The organism is Lihuaxuella thermophila, from assembly GCF_900110165.1.
Classification (GTDB): domain Bacteria; phylum Bacillota; class Bacilli; order Thermoactinomycetales; family Thermoactinomycetaceae; genus Lihuaxuella; species Lihuaxuella thermophila.
Genome location: NZ_FOCQ01000013.1, coordinates 105,711 through 122,877, shown reverse-complemented (window position 1 = coordinate 122,877; position 17,167 = coordinate 105,711). Strand labels below are relative to the sequence as shown.

32 protein-coding genes are annotated in these 17,167 nt (G+C 43.7%); 5 read left to right on the top strand and 27 right to left on the bottom strand.

Annotation, left to right across the window (positions count from 1 at the left end; translation table 11 throughout):
• Positions 1–62: 62 nt before the first annotated feature.
• From BMW55_RS19055 to BMW55_RS19500, 3 genes are all read right to left on the bottom strand, one after another.
• A complete protein-coding gene (locus tag BMW55_RS19055; RefSeq protein WP_139179509.1) occupies positions 63–698 on the bottom strand; it encodes a hypothetical protein in 636 nt (211 codons plus the stop codon).
• Positions 699–791: 93 nt separating this feature from the next.
• A complete protein-coding gene (locus BMW55_RS14590; protein WP_089970849.1) occupies positions 792–1,184 on the bottom strand; it encodes an HNH endonuclease in 393 nt (130 codons plus the stop codon).
• 77 nt (positions 1,185–1,261) lie between these two features.
• Positions 1,262–1,423 carry a hypothetical protein gene (locus BMW55_RS19500; RefSeq protein ID WP_170839956.1) on the bottom strand — a complete coding sequence of 54 codons (162 nt, stop codon included), beginning with the start codon at positions 1,421–1,423 and terminating at the stop codon, positions 1,262–1,264.
• A 188-nt stretch (positions 1,424–1,611) separates the two neighbouring features.
• Between BMW55_RS19500 and BMW55_RS14585 the strand changes: the two genes are divergently transcribed.
• On the top strand, positions 1,612–1,806 hold the full coding sequence (locus BMW55_RS14585) for a type II toxin-antitoxin system HicA family toxin (RefSeq protein WP_211663681.1): 195 nt from the start codon (positions 1,612–1,614) through the stop codon (positions 1,804–1,806).
• 42 nt (positions 1,807–1,848) lie between these two features.
• Positions 1,849–2,274 (top strand): type II toxin-antitoxin system HicB family antitoxin, encoded by a 426-nt coding sequence (locus BMW55_RS14580; protein WP_089970846.1) that lies wholly within the window; start codon positions 1,849–1,851, stop codon positions 2,272–2,274.
• A 313-nt stretch (positions 2,275–2,587) separates the two neighbouring features.
• Here the strand turns inward: BMW55_RS14580 and BMW55_RS14570 are convergent, their stop codons facing one another.
• The 22 genes from BMW55_RS14570 to BMW55_RS14460 all read right to left on the bottom strand — a co-directional run bounded on the left by BMW55_RS14570 (position 2,588) and on the right by BMW55_RS14460 (position 13,501).
• Complete coding sequence (locus tag BMW55_RS14570) at positions 2,588–2,980, bottom strand: sigma factor-like helix-turn-helix DNA-binding protein (RefSeq protein ID WP_089970840.1); 393 nt, start codon at positions 2,978–2,980, stop codon at positions 2,588–2,590.
• A gap of 83 nt (positions 2,981–3,063) precedes the next feature.
• On the bottom strand, positions 3,064–3,351 hold the full coding sequence (locus tag BMW55_RS14565; RefSeq protein ID WP_139179508.1) for a hypothetical protein: 288 nt from the start codon (positions 3,349–3,351) through the stop codon (positions 3,064–3,066).
• 106 nt (positions 3,352–3,457) lie between these two features.
• The gene (locus tag BMW55_RS14560; RefSeq protein ID WP_089970834.1) at positions 3,458–3,694 is read right to left on the bottom strand and encodes a hypothetical protein; all 237 of its coding nucleotides are present in this window, start codon (positions 3,692–3,694) and stop codon (positions 3,458–3,460) included.
• 110 nt (positions 3,695–3,804) lie between these two features.
• Positions 3,805–4,176 (bottom strand): hypothetical protein, encoded by a 372-nt coding sequence (locus tag BMW55_RS14555; protein WP_089970828.1) that lies wholly within the window; start codon positions 4,174–4,176, stop codon positions 3,805–3,807.
• Between the two features lie 239 nt (positions 4,177–4,415).
• Positions 4,416–4,625, bottom strand: a complete 210-nt coding sequence (locus tag BMW55_RS14550; protein ID WP_089970825.1) for a hypothetical protein — start codon at positions 4,623–4,625, stop codon at positions 4,416–4,418.
• Between the two features lie 40 nt (positions 4,626–4,665).
• A complete protein-coding gene (locus BMW55_RS14545) occupies positions 4,666–4,899 on the bottom strand; it encodes a hypothetical protein (protein WP_089970822.1) in 234 nt (77 codons plus the stop codon).
• 2 nt (positions 4,900–4,901) lie between these two features.
• Positions 4,902–5,096: a hypothetical protein gene (locus BMW55_RS14540; protein WP_089970819.1), complete on the bottom strand. Its 195-nt coding sequence runs from the start codon at positions 5,094–5,096 to the stop codon at positions 4,902–4,904.
• A gap of 59 nt (positions 5,097–5,155) precedes the next feature.
• Positions 5,156–6,139 carry a DNA cytosine methyltransferase gene (locus BMW55_RS14535; RefSeq protein ID WP_089970817.1) on the bottom strand — a complete coding sequence of 328 codons (984 nt, stop codon included), beginning with the start codon at positions 6,137–6,139 and terminating at the stop codon, positions 5,156–5,158.
• A 315-nt stretch (positions 6,140–6,454) separates the two neighbouring features.
• A complete protein-coding gene (locus BMW55_RS14525; RefSeq protein ID WP_280139788.1) occupies positions 6,455–7,285 on the bottom strand; it encodes a DNA adenine methylase in 831 nt (276 codons plus the stop codon).
• 26 nt (positions 7,286–7,311) lie between these two features.
• Positions 7,312–7,554, bottom strand: a complete 243-nt coding sequence (locus BMW55_RS14520) for a hypothetical protein (RefSeq protein WP_089970808.1) — start codon at positions 7,552–7,554, stop codon at positions 7,312–7,314.
• Entirely contained in the window at positions 7,551–7,832 is a 282-nt protein-coding gene (locus tag BMW55_RS14515) for a hypothetical protein (protein ID WP_089970805.1), read from the bottom strand. Before BMW55_RS14515 ends, BMW55_RS14520 begins: the two co-directional genes overlap by 4 nt.
• 4 nt (positions 7,833–7,836) lie before the next feature.
• Positions 7,837–8,043 (bottom strand): hypothetical protein, encoded by a 207-nt coding sequence (locus BMW55_RS14510; RefSeq protein WP_089970802.1) that lies wholly within the window; start codon positions 8,041–8,043, stop codon positions 7,837–7,839.
• Positions 8,040–9,368, bottom strand: a complete 1,329-nt coding sequence (gene dnaB / locus BMW55_RS14505; RefSeq protein WP_089970797.1) for a replicative DNA helicase — start codon at positions 9,366–9,368, stop codon at positions 8,040–8,042. Before dnaB ends, BMW55_RS14510 begins: the two co-directional genes overlap by 4 nt.
• Positions 9,358–10,245, bottom strand: coding sequence for a hypothetical protein (locus BMW55_RS14500; protein ID WP_089970793.1), 888 nt, complete (start codon positions 10,243–10,245; stop codon positions 9,358–9,360). Before BMW55_RS14500 ends, dnaB begins: the two co-directional genes overlap by 11 nt.
• 161 nt (positions 10,246–10,406) lie before the next feature.
• Positions 10,407–11,051 carry a hypothetical protein gene (locus tag BMW55_RS14495; RefSeq protein ID WP_089970790.1) on the bottom strand — a complete coding sequence of 215 codons (645 nt, stop codon included), beginning with the start codon at positions 11,049–11,051 and terminating at the stop codon, positions 10,407–10,409.
• A complete protein-coding gene (locus tag BMW55_RS14490; protein ID WP_089970787.1) occupies positions 11,051–11,395 on the bottom strand; it encodes a DUF7667 family protein in 345 nt (114 codons plus the stop codon). The genes BMW55_RS14495 and BMW55_RS14490 overlap by 1 nt, the downstream gene beginning before the upstream one ends.
• Entirely contained in the window at positions 11,395–11,604 is a 210-nt protein-coding gene (locus BMW55_RS14485) for a hypothetical protein (RefSeq protein WP_089970783.1), read from the bottom strand. Before BMW55_RS14485 ends, BMW55_RS14490 begins: the two co-directional genes overlap by 1 nt.
• Entirely contained in the window at positions 11,601–11,792 is a 192-nt protein-coding gene (locus BMW55_RS14480; protein ID WP_089970779.1) for a hypothetical protein, read from the bottom strand. Before BMW55_RS14480 ends, BMW55_RS14485 begins: the two co-directional genes overlap by 4 nt.
• 176 nt (positions 11,793–11,968) lie before the next feature.
• Positions 11,969–12,190, bottom strand: coding sequence for a hypothetical protein (locus BMW55_RS14475; RefSeq protein WP_089970776.1), 222 nt, complete (start codon positions 12,188–12,190; stop codon positions 11,969–11,971).
• Between the two features lie 15 nt (positions 12,191–12,205).
• Positions 12,206–12,967 carry a phage antirepressor KilAC domain-containing protein gene (locus BMW55_RS14470; protein WP_089970773.1) on the bottom strand — a complete coding sequence of 254 codons (762 nt, stop codon included), beginning with the start codon at positions 12,965–12,967 and terminating at the stop codon, positions 12,206–12,208.
• A 108-nt stretch (positions 12,968–13,075) separates the two neighbouring features.
• Positions 13,076–13,264 (bottom strand): hypothetical protein, encoded by a 189-nt coding sequence (locus BMW55_RS14465; protein ID WP_089970770.1) that lies wholly within the window; start codon positions 13,262–13,264, stop codon positions 13,076–13,078.
• A 15-nt stretch (positions 13,265–13,279) separates the two neighbouring features.
• Positions 13,280–13,501 (bottom strand): helix-turn-helix transcriptional regulator, encoded by a 222-nt coding sequence (locus BMW55_RS14460; protein WP_089970767.1) that lies wholly within the window; start codon positions 13,499–13,501, stop codon positions 13,280–13,282.
• Positions 13,502–13,637: 136 nt separating this feature from the next.
• Between BMW55_RS14460 and BMW55_RS14455 the strand changes: the two genes are divergently transcribed.
• The 3 genes from BMW55_RS14455 (at position 13,638) to BMW55_RS14440 (ending at position 15,818) form a co-directional block, all read left to right on the top strand.
• Positions 13,638–14,081, top strand: a complete 444-nt coding sequence (locus BMW55_RS14455) for a helix-turn-helix domain-containing protein (protein ID WP_244527580.1) — start codon at positions 13,638–13,640, stop codon at positions 14,079–14,081.
• A gap of 344 nt (positions 14,082–14,425) precedes the next feature.
• Positions 14,426–14,974 (top strand): RNA polymerase sigma factor, encoded by a 549-nt coding sequence (locus tag BMW55_RS14445; RefSeq protein ID WP_089970757.1) that lies wholly within the window; start codon positions 14,426–14,428, stop codon positions 14,972–14,974.
• Positions 14,964–15,818 (top strand): zf-HC2 domain-containing protein, encoded by an 855-nt coding sequence (locus BMW55_RS14440; RefSeq protein WP_089970755.1) that lies wholly within the window; start codon positions 14,964–14,966, stop codon positions 15,816–15,818. The genes BMW55_RS14445 and BMW55_RS14440 overlap by 11 nt, the downstream gene beginning before the upstream one ends.
• 113 nt (positions 15,819–15,931) lie before the next feature.
• On the opposite strand, the gene BMW55_RS14435 is transcribed toward BMW55_RS14440, so the two are convergent.
• Positions 15,932–16,387 (bottom strand): MAG6450 family protein, encoded by a 456-nt coding sequence (locus BMW55_RS14435; RefSeq protein WP_089970752.1) that lies wholly within the window; start codon positions 16,385–16,387, stop codon positions 15,932–15,934.
• Positions 16,387–16,842 (bottom strand): Panacea domain-containing protein, encoded by a 456-nt coding sequence (locus tag BMW55_RS14430; protein WP_089970750.1) that lies wholly within the window; start codon positions 16,840–16,842, stop codon positions 16,387–16,389. Before BMW55_RS14430 ends, BMW55_RS14435 begins: the two co-directional genes overlap by 1 nt.
• Positions 16,843–17,167 lie beyond the last annotated feature (325 nt).

Here is a 17,167-nt window from a genome sequence, read left to right as displayed (position 1 = left end):
TGATATGATCAAGTGAAACACTTAGAGGATGAGGATACTCATATTCAAGAGATACTTTTTTGTTACATATTTGGCATATACCGCCGTCTCTTTCGAATATATCCATTAAAAAAAACGCGTTCAACAAACTTCCCTTTTAAACGTTTTTGTCTGTTCAATGCATTAGCTCTGTTGGAACATTTAATAGAACAATAAACCCTTCTTTCTGCCATGTAGTTAGTTCTAAACAATGTTCCACAGTGACGACATTTCTTTTCTACATATGGCTTTGTTCCACAATTCTTTTTGGGTTCTTCAAGTAAATCTTTATATTCTTTACGCTTGTTCGATGTAGTGCTTCCTTTTCTATGGTTATAGGCGCATTCTCTAGAACAAAATATATTCTTTGTTCTCCCACTTCTTTTATGCTTGAATTCAGATCCGCAATGTTTACAAATATGTGTTTGAAACCTTTGACTAAGAACCTGACCAGCCGATTTCTTTCCGCATTCACGAGAACAACATTTTTGGCTTTTGTAACGCGGGGCGAACTCCGCATTACAAACAACACAAACAGCGGTCATATTTTCAGCGGTCATATTTTTGACTGTTCTAGGCTGTTTGTTTCTGCATTCATCAGAACAATATTTTCGAGCAGGGCCTTTCTTTCTGAGGTATTCAAATTGTTTACCACAAGTTGCGCATATGGTAATATTCAACTATCAACGCCTCCATGTCAGGTGTTGGTCACGTTCCTGGGTGTTGCAGCACCGCAGGAACTTTTATTTTGATTAACTATTCTTTCGTAAACATCAATTTCCTTTTGTATACTTAATCTTTTTATTAGCAAACCCACTATCATATTTCGCTGTCTTCCTACTATGACAACTCCAACACATAGGAGCCCAGTTGCTTGCTTGCCAGAATAAATATCTATCGCCTTTATGCGGCACGATATGATCCACCACCGTCGCTTTATCCCCACACACTACACAATATGGATTTGCTTTCAGGAAACGTTGCCTCGCTTTTGCCCACTCTCGATCATAGCCTAGCTGCGCAGGGGTGGGGCGTTTCCGATTGTACTCCCGTTTCCGTTGTCGTTCCTGCGTCTTATATTCATTGGCATGTTTATCACAATACCGCGACTGTGTAAGGTTTGGGCAACCGGGTTTATTGCATGGTCTTAGCGGTCGTTTAGGCATCGTACCACATCCATACAAAATGGGTTTTACACAATTACATTCAGTAAAATAAAAAGCACCGCTTGGGTGCTGTTATATTATCGCTTTTCAGGTGTATCTTGGATGAACCCCGTACCTCCGCATTCTTCGCAAGGATCGTCAAGGACTACGCGGACCTCTTCGCCTATCTCGGAATTATAGGCATAATCCCATTCTTTACCCGTTCCTTCGCAGTAAGGGCATTCCCGCTTTCCTTCCATGTTCATCACCTCTTTAACAGTATATCTATTCATCAAGCGTTAACCAAGTTTTACACAACCTACTTGAGTAAAATAAAAAGCACCGCTCGGGGGCTGAGTTTTACATAAAAAAGGCTTTTGTACGTATCAATACGTATTGAATACGCATCAAATACGTATTATAATTAATACTGAAGGGAGGGGTTCTAATTCCAAAGTCGTCACGAGAAATTATCAAAGCATTAAAGAAAGATGGATGGTACTTAGCAAGGGTCACAGGTGATCATCACCACTTCAGACACCCAACAAAAAAAGGTACTGTAACAATACCTCATCCTAAGAAAGATTTACCGAAAGGGACAATAAAAAGTATTGAGCGACAATCAGGGATCAAGATTCTTTGATCCCGCCCCTTTCCCTTCAAATACACAAAGGAGATGATTTTAATGGCAAAAATTTATTATATCTATCCGGCTGTTTTTCATTATGATCCAGACGTTAAGGGTGTAGGTGTAACCTTCCCCGATCTTCCGGGCTGCGTTTCTCATGGTGAGGATGAAGAGGACGCTTTTCGCATGGCCCAGGAAGCACTTGCCGGACACTTGTATACCATGATGGAAAACAAAGAAGAAATTCCTGCCCCTTCTAAACTCAGTGAAATTAACTTAGAAGAATACAAAGAAGAAGGTGAACAGGTAGCATTAGTTCTCGTTTCTGTTTCAAAAAAAGCGGTTCAGGAAATCGGGCAAAAATCAGTCAAGAAAACTTTAACTATCCCTAAATGGTTAAATGATCTTGGTGAAAAACATGATGTAAACTTTTCGCAAATTCTCCAAGAAGCATTAAAACACCACTTAGGAGTGAATCACTGATCATGCAAATGAAACACAAAAAAAGAAAGCGCCGATTCGCCCACTGTATTGGAGGAATTTCACCTCCAATTTTTTTATCGGTTCGGCGCTTTAAATTTGAGCGGGAAGATAACGGAAATCCGGATGGGAAAGGAATTCCCACCTGCCCTTTTGATGAATTTTTTTGTTTTTCCCGCTCGCTTTGGTAGGGGGATTTTCAAGGATGATCCCCCAAAAACCTATTCAAGTATAGGGGTATCATTTATGATAAAAGCCTACCAAACCTTCCGGGTGATTTGGCAAACTCTTCCGATACCATAATAACACGAAATAATCAACCAGAAAGTATGTTCTTGGTATGTTTCTTCTTCCGCGTCCTGGCGCTGATCTGTTTGATCCAGATATAACTGTATCCAAGTTCAGCCGCAATCTCAGCCAAGGTCATTCCCTTAACATCCCGTAGATAGCTGACTTTATATTCAAGCCCTTCAAATTCGGACATGCGCTTTTCAATCTCTTTTCTCGTCTTCTCTTTTTCTTCTAGGAGAGTGCTGTACATTTCCACTTGATCACATATCTCTTCCATCCGCTTTAAACAGATGTCCAGTGGGAAAGATCGATTTCCGAAACATGCACGATACCAAAACTTATACTCCATTTCCAAATCTTTGATTCTCAATGTCAGGATGTCAATCTCCGTGCACAAATCAGAGTATAGTTTCTCCATTTTCCCACCCCATGTTATAATGAAATAGCACGAAGATCGCGCAATTTCCCCGCCCGAAAGCGGGGATTTTTTGTTTGTCTTTTCTATCGATTGGTGATGCCCGAGCCTGATCGGAAAGGATGGAGATTCAGGGTTTGAGTTATAGTTTCTTTCAGAATCTCCTTGATCTCCTCACTCCGATAGCCACTTTCCAAGCTTTTGACCCACTCATAAACGGGCCCGTCTTCGGGTGTAAAAGTGATATTGCGCTGTTGAGGGCGGAAGTATCTGTTCTTTTCCATCTCTTTTTTCAGTGACTGAACATCGCAAACGGTTTGCAGAGGGAAATATTGCTTTTGTAGATACGCCTGAATACAAAGCTTGGTTAGCATTGAAAAGCTTCCTTTCGGCAACGTTTGGTGCCAAGAGCGAATCAACCGATCTTTCTTTCCTAAGTAAACTCCAACAGTAAGCTCGTAATCGTTCAACCGTTTAGTACTATGCACACTCAATGGTATTTCTCCCTTCTTCTTTAAATGTGATGATCTGCATCCGGATCTTGTCTGCTTGAGTGATTGTTTCAGCTACTTGAGCAGCCTTTCGCCTGCTTTCAAACTGATATGCGTATGATTGATCACGAGTCCAAACAACGTGCGGGCCAAAACACGATTCGATATCACAAAACTGGACATATTCTTTTGTCGCTGGCCGGTAAATCAGATGGAACTTAGTCACCCTCCGACCTCCCCTTTCAGTAACACTAGGTAGTTATGTCTCATATAATGTAGTGGTCCATGGGAAACCTCTTTTCTGCCGCTCCCCTGCTGTTGAGGCAGGGGGTTAACTCACGATGCCATCTCCTCCGTTTCGATCGAATTTTGGTCGCAGTACCACTCCCACATTTCCCGCTGCTCTTTAGACAACTTGTCTTGGTTGTAGTAGAACCACCAGGCTTGCTCTTTCGTCATCGGTTCGCTCACAGGGAAGAAAATATAACCGCTGCCGAATGAATCACAACCGAGTTTTATAAAACCACCGGATTGAATAACCGACTCCCGATCCACATACCCTTTTCTTTCCTTGGACAACTTTTCTCTCAATCGGTTCATTTCTCTCTCGTGGGCATCATAGATCAGCTCTGCCAGCTGGTGATGTTCCCCGTACCGGCACGGGTAAAATTGCCCGTCCAGTGCCAGCCATCCAGATAATCCTTTCATGGTGTCGCCTCCTGTTTTGACTTTCTCCTAACCGCCACTAGAACAATGCTTCCGTGAACACTTCTCCATAAGACGTTATTTAAGCATGATTCATGGCATATTCCTAATTCATCATCCCAGGCCATTTCATCCTCATAAATCAAATCGGTGCAAAGAGGACAATCGCCTAATATGCAACCACTTGCCACTCCCACACCTCCGATCAGGGCGGATGGCCGCCCGTTTGTTTCTTCGTCTTTTCATTCCGTCTCCAATCTGACCAATTGCAGATATTGGACTGCAAAAGCACCGCTGAAACCTTCCAGGAAAATCAGACGTTGTTTAAGTCTTCCTTCGCCCACTGTGTATTCATCCGTGCTGCAAGTCCATATTTTGCCGTTGTATTTTTCCGCCTCGGCGCATGTGTGCATGACAACTTTGTCGCCTTTTTTGAGAGTGTGTTTACCCATTTTTTATCCTCCTCCAAAGGGACAGTGGCCGCCCTGTAATCTATAAGCTGTGTAAAAAGTCGGCTTGTTTTATAGGTCTTTTATCTTGTTTGATGAGATCTTTTAATTTATGAGAAATAAGACCTAAGCTTCCGCCGCCAAGATTACGCCCAGTGTGAGCGTCGTAGCAGATGTAAGAATAAAATTGGCTGTATCGTTGGATGACATAGTTGCCGATCTGGATGACTTCCCATCTTCCCAGGCTTTTAAGCCGGCGTTGAATCGCTTTTTTCACGTTCACTCCTCCTCAAACGCCACTGCCAAATCAGTAAGCTCATCTGCAAGCTGATCGCGGATCTCGCGTTGACTATCAGATAGATACCACTGATTGAATATCAGCTGAAGCACTTTGACCTGTTCCTCGGTGAGCTCCCATAAAACCGTTTTTGGTTTGCTAATTTGCTTTTCACTCTTGTGATTGCTAAAATTCACTTGTATCACCTTTTCTTTAGGGTCATGCACCCCTCTGGTGGAAGCCAGAAGGGTGCTTTTTATTTGTAGTCCGCTTCAACCATAGCCCTGAGAATCGGATAAACTTGCTGAGGTACAACGGCATTACCCAACGCCTTCAACCGAGCTACCCGGTTCTTAACCCCTTCCGCTACCCTGGGTGGCTCCCAATCATACTGCTCCTGACCTAATCCTGCCGGCCATCGATGTCCGTCCATCCCGGTGGGAAACCCATCAAGCACTCTACCCAGTCCGGATTCAGCTGGCCTTTCTGCCCTTCTCGGATCAACGCTCCAGGTACTGAATCCCGATCTTTCTGCGATTGAGGTAACGTTGCATTTTTGCTGTCCTGCGCCGTCGGTGTCGGCCACATCTTGACTGCTGCTGGTAAATCTGGAGTTCTCCGCTTTCTCTCCGATGGGCAATCTCCCCGAATGCTTGCTTTCGGTGTCGGCCAAAGTTTCACTTGTTGTTCCAAAGTTGGACTCCATCCTGGACTGCTGTACCCTCCGATTTTGTTTGCTCTCGGAGTGGCCCACAATCCAGACCCGGTCCCGTCTGTGGGGCGCACCGACGGCGCAAGCTGGAATAATAAACGTCCGGCAGGAGTAGCCTTCACTTTCCAAGTCAGCAAGTACATCGTCGAGTGCCAATCTAACGATTCCAGCAACGTTCTCTCCAAGTATCCAAGTGGGTCTAAGTTCCTTGATAACTCTAAACATTTCCGGCCAGAGGTGGCGGTCATCTTCCTTGCCTCGTTGCTTCCCGGCAACACTAAATGGCTGGCAGGGGAATCCTCCACAAACAATGTCAATTGTTCGTGCATCATCTATCACTCCGTCTCTCTCCAACCTCTCCCGAGTTAACTTCCGAACATCATCATAGATCGGCACATACGGCCAATGTTTCCGCAAAACCTTTTGACAATGCGGTTCTATTTCGCAAAAGGCAACCGTTTCGATCCCGGCCCATTCTGCTGCTAAACTAATCCCGCCGATTCCGGAGAAGAGGTCCACCATTCTCACTCTTTGTCCTCCTCATACTTCGCACATGCGTTCCATCTCACCCGATGATCTGTGCCGGCTCCGTTTGTGTTGCCACGTAGAGCGCATTTGTAATAGGTTCTATCCCATCGTTTTGCAAACAGGTGCTTGCATGTTTTGCACTTGGCTCCATCTGGTCCAGGCCCGTGTGTCTTCCTCATTGGATTCGGCTCATTCTGCTGGCAGTTCTCGCAGATTAAGGAAAGATCGTTCCTCCAAACGGCTCTGAAACTGGTACCGCATAGCTTGCAAACACATTTCATGGTGTTTAGTGATGTTACTTCATCAGGAAAGAGCTCAAGCTGTCCCACTTACCTCACCACCTGAAGCAAACTCGAAGAGCGACATTTGCAAATCATAATTCATGAGAAGCACTTCTCTGGCACGATTGTCCGCGGTGCTTTTGTTCGTGATAACCTGCTTATGTGTATCAAATGTCTCTATGCGCCATCCATCATAGAGGCGGTAAACCATTGGGTGATCATAGTACGAGACAATCGCCTTCCCCTTTATCTGCTTCAGCATCTCCGCCAGATCTCTGTGATCCCTTTCGCTAAACTCACCCATGTAGTAATGCTCGCAATCAAAATAAGGTGGATCGCAGTAGAACAAAGTATCCGGGGAGTCGTATTTCTCAATAACCTTGCGAAAATCCAAGTTTTCGATTAACACAGGACGCATTCTCTTAGCAAAACTTTCGATACGTTGACATGCTGTTTGATAACTCCTTGCTGGATTTTCTTTGCTGGTTGTGCTATGTCGCCATCCAGTGTTTTTGTTCTTAGGTGAATTCCCTTTGGCAATGGCCGACCGGTTAAGATAGAACCACCTTACCGCCCTCTCAAACGGATCCGCCGGCCACTTTCCAGCTTTCCATTCATCCCGCCATGTTTCGTAAAGCCATCGGGAATATGGCAGCGTCTCGCAAGCCTGCCGGAGCTTTTCCGGATCCGCCCTGGCAACGAGGAGAAAATTTACCAGATGTCCGTCAATATCGTTATATATTTCATGGGCAGATGGAGACTTTTGGGCCATCACATGGGCCGCACCACCAAACAGTTCAACATACACTTTGTGGTCAGGCATCCGGGAGATGATCTCCACGGCAAGTTTTGCTTTCCCGCCCATCCAGATGAGTGGTGATCTTGTTGCTATCATGCTGTTTCTCCCTCTCCTTGCGTCTTCATTGCCTTCAGAACCGCCTGTGACCGGCTCTGCCCTTTTGCGGTGATTCCGCCTGGAAGGTGAGCACGCCACCAACCTTGACTGAGCCTCGTCACATGACCGATGAATCGTCCTTGCGGCCCTCCTTCTCGAACCGAGAACGTTTGACCGCCGCGTAAAGATTCAAAGTAGAAGCCTTCTTTGCTGACCCTGCCCTTGATGCGCTGTTTCATGCACCACACCTCCGCCGGCCGTCTTCCCCGCCTGGTCTCTCGCTGATCCATCCCTTTTTAAGCGCGTAATCGTGAAGAAACCTTAAATCATTGGTGGTTCGATCCGGCCACCCTTTGGCGATATCTTTAAGAGCCAGACCGCACTTCCACATGTGCACAAACTCTTTCACGTCTTTCCCGCGCCATTTTCCGGGAATGATAACCTCATCGTCTGCCGGCAGCGATGATTTAATTGGCTTCTTAAGTTGTGTTTGCTTCCAGGTGATTGCTGCTTCCATGATGTCACGCTCCCATTTCTTTTTTCAGAGCTTCGTAGTCGTCCCGTATTTCTTTAAACCGAGGGTAAGCCAGGTGGAATTCGATCATTCCCTCGCTGATCTCTTTTGTTTCCATCCCGGAGAATTTCGCCAATATCTCGCGCCTTTGCGGGATAACCCCGGTCTCCAAGTATCGATTTTTCATGAATTCATACACCCACCAACGGTTCATGATGATCCCCCTCTATTCTTCAATTTCTCAACGTCAAAGAATCTATTGGTTTCCTTGAAGAATCCAAGCTCTACAACCCCGGTTGGCCCGTTTCGTTGTTTACCAATGATCACTTCAACGATGTTTTTCTTTTCGGTTTGAGGATTGTAATACTCATCCCGATATAAAAGCATAATCAGGTCCGCATCTTGCTCGATGTTTCCACTCTCCCGCAGATCACTCATCACTGGCCGTTTGTCCTGACGTTGATCTACGCCGCGAGACAGCTGAGCCAGGGCTATAACAGGAATATCAAACTCCTTAGCCATGCCCTTGAGTTGAGAAGTGATCTCCCCAAGCTCCAGGTATCTTTCTTGCCGACCCGATCCTCTCACGTACTGCAAATAGTCGATAATGATACATGAGAGCCCTCGTTCTCGTTTCATCCTCCTCGCTTTAGCTTTCATATCTGCAACAGTGAGCCCCGGCTGGTCATCAATGACCAATTGAGCTCTGCTAAGAATCCCCATTGCTTCTGTATACCGTTCATATTCATCGGGTTGGATCAAACCTGAATTCATTTTTTGAATGTTGATCATTGCTTCTGATGCAAGCATCCGTCGAACCAATGACTTTTTACTCATCTCCAACGAGAAGAAAAGAACGGGCTTTTCTTGATCGACACTAATATTTCTTGCCAGCTGAAGAGCGAATGCCGTTTTCCCCATACTCGAGCGACCGCCAATTACAATGAAATCGGCGTTTTTAAGACCAGTAGTTTTTAGATCTAAATCTTTAAAACCCGTTGATAGCCCAACAATCCCTTCACCCTTGTGATACAACTCATCAAATTCCTCACTAAACTCCATCAATGCAGACATCATCGTTGTCATTGTTTCGGTGGAAGCAGTCGTATCCGTAATCTTTGCCAGCTTTGCTTCCGCCTGTCCAATGGCCTCCTTGATGTCATCCCGATCCCGCAGATGTCCAGCTTGGATAAGCTCATACCCAACTTTCATGGCTTCGCGCAACGCCCATAAATCCCTTAACCGGGTAGCATGATAGACAATGGTGGCCGTAGTTGTTATGGCGCCCATCATTCTGTTGAGCTTTGCGATATCAATTCCGTGTTTTTGCAAAAACGGTGCCATTTCAACTAGATGAACTCGAGTCTCATCGTCTTGCCAGAGCTCAATGATATGTTCATACAACAGCTGGTATTGGCGATGATAGAAGTATTCCGGCTTAATAAAATCTGCAATTTCAGCGATACAGGCCGGATCATAGATCATGCTTCCAATGATTTCTTCTTCGAGTGCTGTATCAAATGCCGGTTTAATCTCCATTCACGGCACCCTTCCTTCTCTGCTGGCGTTCAAGCATCAGCTGGCGCATCTCTTCCTCGACTTGCTGTTGACGCTCAAGATCCTCGTCTGTCGGCTGGTTCACCCGGACCGGTTCTTTGTTCCATGATCGCTCTTTAGGTGGCCTCTGCGGCAGCGGGAGCACTTTCCCACGGCTATTTTCTAAGATGCCTTTCAGGTAGGCTAATGTTTTATCAATCGGTTCTATCAACATCTTTGCTTCCAGAGTGTCAATGGCAGAATAAACCTCGGAGTAACCAAATTCGTTATACATCTTGCCGATGAAAGCATAGTCGCCTTTGTGCTGTTTGACTCCGGGGATACTACGATATTTGGAAACTAACTCGGCAATGAGCTCTTTATTGTTTGGTGGTTTATCAGCTACAACCACACCGTCGCCAGACGGTGCCGAAGGCTGTTGTAGTATTTTTCTATTCTCTTCTGTTCTGTTCTCTTCATGGCGGTAAATTTCGGAGTTTCCCGGAATTTCCCGGAAAGGTTCGGAAACCTTCTTGGCATTCGGATCGTCAGGGCCGGGAAACTTTGATTTTGTGCGTTTATGAAGCCCTGTCTGGTGCCGTTCAAAATCAACGATCTGGATGTATTGGCTACCATCAACCTGGTACCATTCAATTAGATTTTGTTCGACCATCTCATAAAGAGCATTTTCAACGTCTTGCTTTGTTTCATCGGCCATTGGCACGACTAAGGCTTTTACTTTTGCTGGTGATCCGGGCATTCTTCCAAAATCGTCTGTATGCGGGATCATCCAGGTAAACAGCAATCGGGCAAATATTGACATCGCATTGACCTTTTCCGACACACTAATACTTTTACTAATCATCCTGCGCTCTGCCATGGTTTCCTCACCTACTCCTGAGTTTCTTAGACTGTTTAGGAAGTTCCGGGAAATTCCCGGAAGGTTTGGGAGAAGGGCGGGGCGATCGGCCGCCGCCCGTAATTTATGCTTGCCAAACGGTTTCCCATTCGATATAAAACCGGCTTTTTGACATATCCCATTTAAGGAAGCCTCTCTTCACTCAGCTTCTTTTCACCCTTAGCAACTGCATACATGGATCGGATTCCCTTTTGCTTGCGCTCCTCTGGAGTGGGTTGCTTCCGTTTATCCTGGCGTTGCTCTGGCTGTTGATATCCTCCGTTGTCGTCGATGATTTCCTCGGCACTGACTTCACCGAAACCGACAAGATCCAGAATGGCTCTGTTTTTTGCCCGAGTAACTGCATGTGAACGGATGTTGTGGATGGTCTGCCTTTTCTTATCTGGGTTGCCATATTTATCGACCTTTTCATCAAAACCGCAGGAACCATCCGCCTCCTGGAAAGCCCCCGTTTGTCGATGAATTGCCCGGGCCTTAGCCAACCAAGCGATGATGTTTCCGTCTTGATCTTTCAAGGGTTCATCTTGGATGATCTCGCAGGAGACATTGAAGAAGCGTTGTACTTTGCGGACAAAAGACTTTTTGGGGTGTTGTTTATCACCAATTCGTTGGAAATCTTCAGGGGTGCCAAGTTTTTCTTTTAACTGCTGATACAGATGAAATTGCTCGATTGCTTCATCCAGCGAAGCTGCAGGTGTAATCATCCCGACGTTTTGAACCGGTGCCGGTTGTTGGTTTTCAACTACTTGAAGATGACGCTGACTCATTACAGAAACACCTCTTTCAGTCGCTCAATTTGTCGTTGCCATTTCTTGTCGCCAGCTTGTTGCGCGATGAGAGAGCAGTTTTCTAACTTGCGCCACTGCCAATACTGATCAAGGTTTTTATCAAGCGCCCAAATCAGCAAATTCATTTCGACCTGGCACAATTCATGTTTGATGGCCCGGTCCCAGAGATAGCCCATGACTACCTCGTAAGCGCGCGCCGGTTGTTTGTTTAGTCGGTTCGCTTGATGGGATTCACTCCACTCACGGGTTTCGGATTCCGTGAGCGGAGCGATGTGATTCGCTTTGTACCACAGTTCCGCGATTCGTCGAAGGTGAGGTTTCATCAGATTCCCTCCCCTCGTTGCTCTAAGTGCGCCGATCTGATACACTTAGATGAGATCCAAATAATTTTTTGTGAAAGCTCGCCTTTCCCCACTTTGGCGGGCTTTCCTACTTTTAGCCGCCCGGCTCGGTTCATGATGACGGCTAATCCAATCAACCCGAGTTTTTGCTCATCGGTAAGCGTCAACCAATCGCCCGCTGTGACCCTCATAAGATCACCTCTTCATCGGATTTAAGCGTCTCGATGATTGAAGAAACTTGTTTTAACTCATATTGAGTCATCGTGATCCGATACTCACCTGGAGCAGTCAGGATATCCAATACATCCTGAATCTGCTTTTGCAAAAGGCCAAGAGACTTGATGATGATTTTCCTCTGTTCTTGGTTGAGCTGCTTCATGATTTTCACCTCCTCCTATGGCGTCATGAATGCCGATGCCGCCAAGTAGACTAGCCATGTACGGCATCATCTGTACGGCAGGTGTTTTTACACCGGTTTCCCAGTAGATTCTGATCATCGGCACGCCGTCGTGGATAAATCCGCTGATCCGTTTAACTCCAGGGATCTTCATGTGATTACCTCCCATATACTTTTTGCCGAAATGACTCCAAAACGCTTTGGGATGCTTCTAATCTCCTGCTCCAATACTTCGCAAGGTCAGGTTTTTCTGGGTAGAAAGTGCTGCAAACTCTTACTTGTTCTTCGATTTTCTCGATTCGAGTTTCCAAAGCGGTCAAGATCTCATCGATTTCTTGCTGGTTCAGGCTGATCAGCTTTTCGTCCAGTGCAGGTTTCATCGTATCATCCCCCTCTTACTGTGGCACCGCTGGCAGGTTCTTTTTCAATCCTAGCCGGCCAGCGATCCAGTCAACACCTTTGGGTGTGACAAGTGTTTGTGTCCGGTTAATGGTTTTGTCACCCATAACGATCGGTGTTTCTTTAACCCGGAAGTACCCACGGTCGATGTACTCTTGATAGGGAAGGTTCTTTTTGTCCCGGTTGCCGCTCATTAGAATTTTCTCTTCTCTCAGTCGTGCAAATAGCTTGTTGGGCCCGATTCCTAGGGCTTTTGCCACGGTTCCGATTGGTTGCGCGTTATCAGCGCTCATGAAGGTATCGAAGCTTTCTGCCTTCGGTGCCAGGACCCGGTTCTCTTGTTCCAGGCGCTCCTTCTCTTCAGCGAGATCGGCAGCCAGCCGGAGAGCTTCAGGAAGGGTTTGAGGAATCTGGAACCGTGATTCATTCACGCTGTATTGACCGGTCTTCCGGATCGACGGAATGACTTCATGAGTGATCCAGCGCTTGAAGGCTTTTGCTTCGGGTTTGCGGCTTCCAAGGATTAGCGAGTACAAACCAGGTTCATTTACTGCGAATGTATTTTGTTGACGACCTAGGGAATCGGTGACCGGTATTAAACACCGCTCATCCTCATCAAGCCGTCCAACTGCCTGCCTAGCATCCGAAATTTCCAACACATCACACACATCTTTTGCAACGAACCAAGGTTCACCATCTTTGATGATCGTTCTGAGCTGGCTTCCTTGGTAGTCGAAAACGCGGCTAAGTTGATTCATTGGTGACCTCCTTACCAAAAATTAATTTCTATGAATCTCTTGTATAGAGGACGGTTAAATGGTAGAAATGAAGAGGAGTATTTTTTGGAATTTACATAATAATTCCAGTTATTCGAACATGGCTTCGGCGATCCGTTGGAGTATAGGGTTCCCTTTTTGCCATTGCTCCTTATACCAGGCGCGTTGCTCCTCTTCGGTCATCCAGGCCAGTTTGGAATGGATCCGGACCGTGGTGTTGCCAAATTGGAATTCGCGAGGTTCAATGCCCGATTTACGTTGAGGTAGTGATATGGCCATTTGGATCACTCTCCTTTATCCGCACATTTCGTGCGGTTGATCTCCAAAAAAAATTTCCTGTACAGATACACCATAATACTTAGCTAATTTAATTTTCACTGGATCGCGAGGAATTCTTCGCCCGTTTTCATACATTTGAAGTGCGCTTACACTGATTCCTATTGCTTTTGCTACTTCGTCTCGTGATTTGTCTCCTCGTAGAGAGATTAGTTTTGCAGCGATTAGTTTTTTATTCATCTTTTCACCACCCTTTTTAGTACGTTTCGTGTTGTTGATTCAATATTACAACACATAATGTGCGTTGTCAACACATTATGTGCTGTCAAATACTAAATTAACACGCTTTGTGTTAATATGTTGACAGGTGATGAATATGAAGATTTTTGGAAATCGACTTCGTGAATTACGTCAACACAAAAAAATAACTCAAAAAGAGCTTGGAAAAAGATTTAAATTAAGCGAAAGTGCCATCGGTATGTATGAAAGGGGAGAACGCGAACCTTCATTAGAGTTAGCTCGACAATTTGCCGATTTTTTTGGAGTAAGTTTAGACTATCTAACTGGTCAAACCGACGACCCAAAAGGCCATGTGATTGACCAAACGATACTAAATGATCCAGACATTCTCAAGTTGTTTAATATAGATCGTGCAGAAGTCGATGCAGCAATGAATGATCCTGAAAAACTAGAAAAACTCCTCAGCCTTATCGGAACTGTCATAAAGACGAAAGACGAGGAGTTTCTAACAAAACTTATGACTGTGTTAGAAATCTTTGTTGATACTCAAATTCAAAAAGAAAAAACGAATGATAACTAATAGTTCTTTTCAGGATTTTTTTGTTTATGTAAAATACCTAACTCATGTTTTAATGACGCGGCCAATAAACAGCAATTATATTCTTTTAATCCGACTTTACAATTCTGGCATTTGTACTGAATTAAAGGTACTAACGTTCGAATCTCATTGCATTTTTTTCCGATACAATTTAGTGATGAGAAGATGGTCAGATTTTTTTCCAAGTCTGCTCTCTCCCTCTCAACTCTTTTTTTAGGCGCTTCTATCTATATAGACCCTAAAAATTGATTTTTAGATCACTTTTTTTGAATTGAAAACCTAGTCTCACTCTAGGTAAAAACTGAATAAGAAAGAAGGTTTCGATATTGAAAGGGAACATCTCGGACGATGAATTGGTCGTGCGGATTGTTCAGATGGATTACGAAGCGATCAATATTTTATATGACCGATATGAAGAAACGATTTATCGTTGCGCTAGAATAATTGTAAAAGACCATCACTTAGCACAGGATGTAGTTCAGGACACATTTGTTAAGGTAATTGAAAAAGCCCATACTTTTCGATTTAGATCCTCATTCAAAACATGGATATTAAACATTTGCAAAAACACAGCTTTGAAAAAACTAAAGGATACCAAGAAACGATCACTTATTATAGAAGTGCAGGATTCGCTAAGGAAAATAGATGATAGCTTTGAGGATCGGCTTATTAATCAAACCATTATCCAAGAATCGATCCAGCAATTACCTCAAGAACAGCAGGAAGCGATTCAGTTGATTCTGAAGGGTTACACATACAAACAAGTTGCAAAGTTAAAATCCATTCCCGAAGGAACCGTAAAAAGTCGGGTGAGACTAGGACTAAAAAGGCTTAAATTGAGGTTGAAAGGTTGGTTAGGCGTTAATGAACGTTAAAAATGATCTTTGCTCTTTGGTTGAAGTCTATGCCCTGGGTGGTCTTGAAGAAGAAGAGTTACGACTTTTTGAGGCTCATCTAGAAGAATGCCCATATTGCCAGTTAGAACTACGCGAGTTAGATCCAGTCGTTGATCATCTATTAGATAGTCTCCCGCAATATGAAGTGCCGAAAGATTTAAAAAAGAAGGTTTTTGATCATATCCAAAAAAAGACTGATTTCTTTAAGGAGAGAGACAAAAAACGAAGAAGGAAATTTTGTCTTCTCATTGGAGTCTCCGTCACATCACTTTTATTGATTCTACATGTGTATTCCGCGTATGCCAATCATGCCAAGTATACTGCCTCCGAACGGCAAATAGTAGAACTAAAAAAGGATTACAGTGAATTAAAGAATAAAATAACTCAACTGGAGTACAAACATAAGCGTCTGATAGCTAAGATAGAAACTCAAAATAATGGCAGCAATGAAGAAAAAAAGCAACAAGAAAACTTAGAAAAAAAACAACAAGAAACCATAGTTGATACTCCAGCCAAACCTGAGGAACAATATGCTCAAAAGGTCAATCCAAACCAAAGGAAACGTAAAACTCGCATGGGCCCTAATCACCGAAATTCTAATTCTCCAAATAAACGAATCGATCTATACCCTTCGATAAATCCAGAGAGACCCAAAAAGGATCAACCAAACCAAGAACCTAAAAAAGCTCCTATCGATCCACCTGATATACCCAGTGATAAAGATCTCAAAAAGAACAATAGTTATGCCGATCATCATGATTCTTCAAACATCCATGTCGATTTACAGATCCCTGGTTTATTGGATGCAAAAGTTATTTTATGACTTTAGCACCAGGAACATATGTTTGCGTTTTTGATTATACCATAGGTAAAACCCAAAAAACAAAAAGCCGGTCCGCGTGGCCGGTTTTTATGTATTTTGTCTTCTATTGTCACTTATCCATTTTTCTTATGAGGATAAACATCATGATTTGCATCAAACCACACAATCCTAAATGTTCTGCCAGTTCTAAAACCAAAAATCCTCGTCCCGCAATTACACCGAAGTTCACTAACCTTGTAAAAAGGATCTATTTTGTGAGTAGGCCAAGGAACCTTGAATGTCTTTATATCCAGATTCCCTTTATAGTAATTTTTATTTTTCTTTATGTCCTTCCATGTCATTTGCTCTAATCTGATGAATAAATTCATCATGTTTTTTAATTGTTGATCATTCATATTCGTTATAGGAAGTCGCTCGTCCACATAAAGGAAAGAAAAAACGGGATGCTGGTCATCTGTATTACCTTCATCCCTTGCTTCCAAACCAGCTCTTTTAATTTTTTTATCACCGATATTAGCATCTGGCCTTTCGACAAAAGGCTTTTTCTTTTTGTTTTTATTGCGACCCATTAATCTTCTGTCATCTCCCTGTAGTAACGCTTCATGTCTTCTTCATCAATTACATTAGTACAATATGCACCTTCAGGCAAATTACCTCTAGCGTTAAGCCAAGGATCTTCTTGGTGGGTAAGCCGCTCCAAATATTTTGCGTCATAAATCCCGTAAACATTCCAAATATCATCCAGAAACTCCATTTGACCAGGGCTCAAATCATACTCTGGATATTCAGGAATCTCAATCGGTTGCCATTTATAATCAGCATACTTTTTATAAAGTGTTGGACTAACTGGCCCATGAGCCCAAGCTTGAAATTTTTCATCAAATAGTGGTGTGTCATGAATAGCAAGATGCCATGCCTGAGCATAGTAACATAACTTTTGCAATTTTAGATGGGTCATATTTTCTCCAGCTTCGAGATCCACTTTTGATAAAAAATACTCAGCTACATCGAGGATGCTTGCCATAATAATCATCCTCCTTCCGATTAATTGATCGAGGTTTCCTTTAGTGTTTACGGTTATTAGGCGAGATAATCATAAAAAAAATTACTACTTGTAAGCTTAGGATATGATAATTCTGCACGGGTGTCAATTTCGCAAAATTCCTGTTATAATATAATATTTCTCGAACGCTAGTTCGTGATACGTCATACAACCATTTTCTTTTAAAACAACATAAGTCCATAAAAGGGTAACCAAAAAATGGAATACTTTTTTATTCCCAATCCCTCACCTTCATCCAGATCATCATCGCTCTCAAAATTTTTGTGCATGTTATAATCAAAACAAC